The following is a 3,348-nucleotide window of genomic DNA, read 5'->3' as shown; positions in this document are numbered from 1 at the left end:
GTTAGTGGTCCAGTCGGTCAACAAAGTGAGCGAAGGCTCACCGCATACCGTTGACGCCATTGAAGCGGGCCAGGTGCAGCTCATCATCAACACCCCCTTGGGCCGCGAGGCGCACACGGATGGCAAAGAAATCCGCATGGCGGCCACGCGGCACAGCATTCCACTCACCACTACCCTGTCTGCCGCGGCTGCCGCGGTTAACGGTATTAAAGCGGTAAAGGCGCATCAGCTTTCGGCAAGGAGCCTGCAAGAGCATCATAAATAGACATTTAGAAGGGCCAGTTATGCTATGTCAGAAGACAAAAATGAGATACTTGCTTGTATTCCAAAACCGGTTAACCCTAATTGCTTTAATCCCAGCTATACCCTTCCCTATGATCTTACAACTGAACATATACACCGGGCCATGAATGATTTCTTGGATTTCCTGGGATTCATCAATCAACAACTTCGCACAAAAGATATTCCTCGCCTTGAAACTTTCTTAATGCCCGCCAACTTCAGCAGTATTGTTGGAGAATTCATGAACATGAGCATTCCCAAATATTGTTCTGGCCTGGTAAAGAACCTATATCACAATGGTCATCCTGACTTGATACCAAAAGGACTGTTTCCTAACGATGCTGTGCAATATGCCAGTGAAGGCATTGAAATTAAAGGTTCACGTCATAAAAGTGGATGGCAAGGCCACAACCCTGAATCTATCTGGCTTATGGTATTCTATTTCGACAGCAATACGTCCAGAGATAAAGGGAAAGGGGTAGCTCCTAAACCTTTCTGCTTTAAAGGAGTGTATGCTGCAAAACTAAACAAAAATGATTGGACCTTTTCAGGACGTTCTGGTACCAGCCGACGAACAATTACGGCCAGTGTAAATCAACCCGGGGTGAAGAAAATGAAAGAGAACTGGTTATATGAGGACCTAAATTGATAGATTTAGTTGGCGTGTTTCCATAGTTGTTAATTGCGCTAACTTGGGTATAGCCTGCTGGCTCATTACATAATATTCCTCAAGTCGTTCAATCCCAATGCAGGCGTAACCAACTGCCTCTGTGGCAGCCACTGTAGAACCAGATCCCATAAACGGATCAACCACAATACCTTCACCAAGCGGCAAAGAGGCATAAATAATTTGTCGAAGAAAAGATTGTGGTTTTAGGCTTGGATGAGCGGCGATTTCGCGTTCCCTTTGAGGCGTACGTTCACTTTCAATAACATCCTCAAAGGGCTTGCCATCTAATTTACGGCGTAACCCTCCTGTTTGAAATTCCCGCAAACAATCACTCACTTTCATCCCCTCAGGGATAGGTTTCCGAAAAAGGCCCCAGGGTTCATAGCCGCCTCTTGGCATTGTGCAAACATCAGGAAATTCTTTTTCTGCATTTTTAGGTCTATCGCCACCACGCAATGTTTTTACCAATCTGATAATCTGACCGCGAAATTCAAACCCTTCTTCAATAATTGAAGAAAAGACAACTTGGGAAAGAAATGCATTCGAAGCCAGAAAGAGATGCCCTCCTGGACGTAAAACTTGTAACGCAAGTTTAGTCCATTCAGAAAAAAATGATTGGATTCGAGTTCGCTCTGTTTGATTGAGTGCCGTAAAACGTGGTAAGGGGGAGCGTTGATGTCCATCAAAAGAAGGGGGAATACGCCATACCCCACCATTTCCATTAATACGTTTCTCTAATTGCTCGGGATCATATTCTTTCACGCCATAGGGTGGATCTGTTACGATGGCATGGACGCTGGACTCAGGCATACGTTTCATCCATTCAAAACAATCAGCGTGAATAACTAAAGACTTCTCAAAAAAACGGTGAGAATATTCAAAAGCATAAGAAAACAAGAAATCATTGATCCCCATCTGCATTCTCCAAATAAGAGTTGATCCGCGCTTCGGCAATTTTTAATGCCTGGAGGGTAGTGATATTGGAAGCGTAACTGGTCACAATTTTTTCGGCTATGGCCCGAGCAGTTAATCCCTCTAAAGGAATTTCAAAATAGGTTGCAATTTTTTCTAACTGCTGTTCTGTGGGGAGTCTTTCACCGTGTTCAATTTTGCTTAACAAACTTGAATCAACTTCAATAGCCGCGGCTACAATGCGCAGAGGTTCACCTCGTTGTTGGCGCAAGGCGCGAATTGTCTTTCCCAGGGATTTGTTAGATTCCATAGCCAAATCTTGTCTTGTCAGATTTTGTTTTGACATATTTTGTCTAGTTATACTATAATCCCTGTTAGGTGTCAATGTTTCTATGCTTGAATAATCAAACTTGGCTTATCCCCGGAACAATGTTATATTTTGCAGACCATTCTTACTGATTGAAGCGAGGTGGCTATGTCACTTTTTGGCGGAATAGAAGCAGGCGGCACCAAATTTGTGTGTGCCGTGGGCACCGGCCCGGACGACCTGCGGAATGAAATCCGGTTTCCTACCACCACGCCGGAGGAAACCATTGGCCGGGCCACTGCCTATTTTGAGAAACAGGCCAAACAAGAATCCCTTGCCGCAATTGGCATTTCCTCCTTTGGTCCGGTTGACCCCAACCCCAACTCGCCCACGTTTGGCTACATCACCTCCACGCCCAAACCCGGCTGGGCCAACACCAACCTTGCCGGGATCATTGGCCGCGACTTGGGCGTGCCGGTTGGCTTTGATACGGACGTCAACGGCGCCGCCCTGGGCGAGTATCGCTGGGGCGCGGCGCAGGGGTTGGATACCTTCATTTATCTGACCATCGGCACGGGCCTGGGCGGCGGTGGGATGGTGAACGGCAAGTTAATGCACGGGCTGATTCACCCGGAGATGGGTCACATTCGCCCGCCGCGCCACCCGGATGACGATTATCCCGGCGCGTGTCCCTTTCACGGCGATTGCCTGGAAGGCATGGCGGCCGGCCCGGCCCTGGAGGGTCGCTGGGGCCAGCCCGGGGAGACTCTGCCTGTTGACCATCCGGCCTGGGAAATCGAAGCGCATTATCTGGCCATGGGGTTGGTCAACTTTATCTGCACCCTGTCGCCGCAGCGCATTATTATGGGCGGGGGCGTGATGGAGCAGCAACAACTTTTCCCCTTGATCCGGCAAAAAGTGCAGGCGTTGTTGAACGGCTACGTACAATCGCCGGTTATTCTGGAACAAATTGACACCTACATTGTGCCGCCGGGATTAGGTAATAAAGCAGGCGTGCTGGGAGCTATTGCTCTGGCCGAGCAACAGATCCGGTTATCATAGCCAAGTTCAATAAATCAAATGATGTACTATATTCGGGATGGTTCACAATTTAGTTGACACTTTTTTGAGCACGAAATAAAAATTGGCCGTTAAAATTTATCGGGTCCAGGCTATT

At 47.7% G+C, this 3,348-nt stretch carries 5 protein-coding genes; 3 read left to right on the top strand and 2 right to left on the bottom strand.

The window, feature by feature from the left end:
- Together JW953_23340 and JW953_23335 are read left to right on the top strand one after the other, a co-directional pair.
- Nucleotides 1-265 (top strand): hypothetical protein (locus JW953_23340; protein ID MBN1995642.1); only part of this gene is annotated, 265 nt, incomplete at its 5' end.
- Nucleotides 266-289: 24 nt separating this feature from the next.
- Complete coding sequence (locus JW953_23335; GenBank protein ID MBN1995641.1) at nt 290-931, top strand: hypothetical protein; 642 nt, start codon at nt 290-292, stop codon at nt 929-931.
- On the opposite strand, the gene JW953_23330 is transcribed toward JW953_23335, so the two are convergent.
- Both JW953_23330 and JW953_23325 read right to left on the bottom strand, forming a co-directional pair.
- The gene (locus JW953_23330) at nt 923-1,867 is read right to left on the bottom strand and encodes a site-specific DNA-methyltransferase (protein ID MBN1995640.1); all 945 of its coding nucleotides are present in this window, start codon (nt 1,865-1,867) and stop codon (nt 923-925) included. The genes JW953_23335 and JW953_23330 overlap by 9 nt on opposite strands.
- Entirely contained in the window at nt 1,854-2,174 is a 321-nt protein-coding gene (locus JW953_23325; protein ID MBN1995639.1) for a helix-turn-helix transcriptional regulator, read from the bottom strand. The genes JW953_23330 and JW953_23325 overlap by 14 nt, the downstream gene beginning before the upstream one ends.
- Before the next feature lie 165 nt (nt 2,175-2,339).
- Between JW953_23325 and JW953_23320 the strand changes: the two genes are divergently transcribed.
- Nucleotides 2,340-3,233, top strand: a complete 894-nt coding sequence (locus JW953_23320) for an ROK family protein (protein ID MBN1995638.1) — start codon at nt 2,340-2,342, stop codon at nt 3,231-3,233.
- Nucleotides 3,234-3,348 lie beyond the last annotated feature (115 nt).

Source organism: Anaerolineae bacterium (genome assembly GCA_016931895.1).
In the GTDB taxonomy this organism is placed as follows: domain Bacteria; phylum Chloroflexota; class Anaerolineae; order 4572-78; family J111; genus JAFGNV01.
The sequence above is the reverse complement of the archived record's forward strand: the minus strand, read 5'-3'. Positions and strand labels throughout refer to the sequence as shown.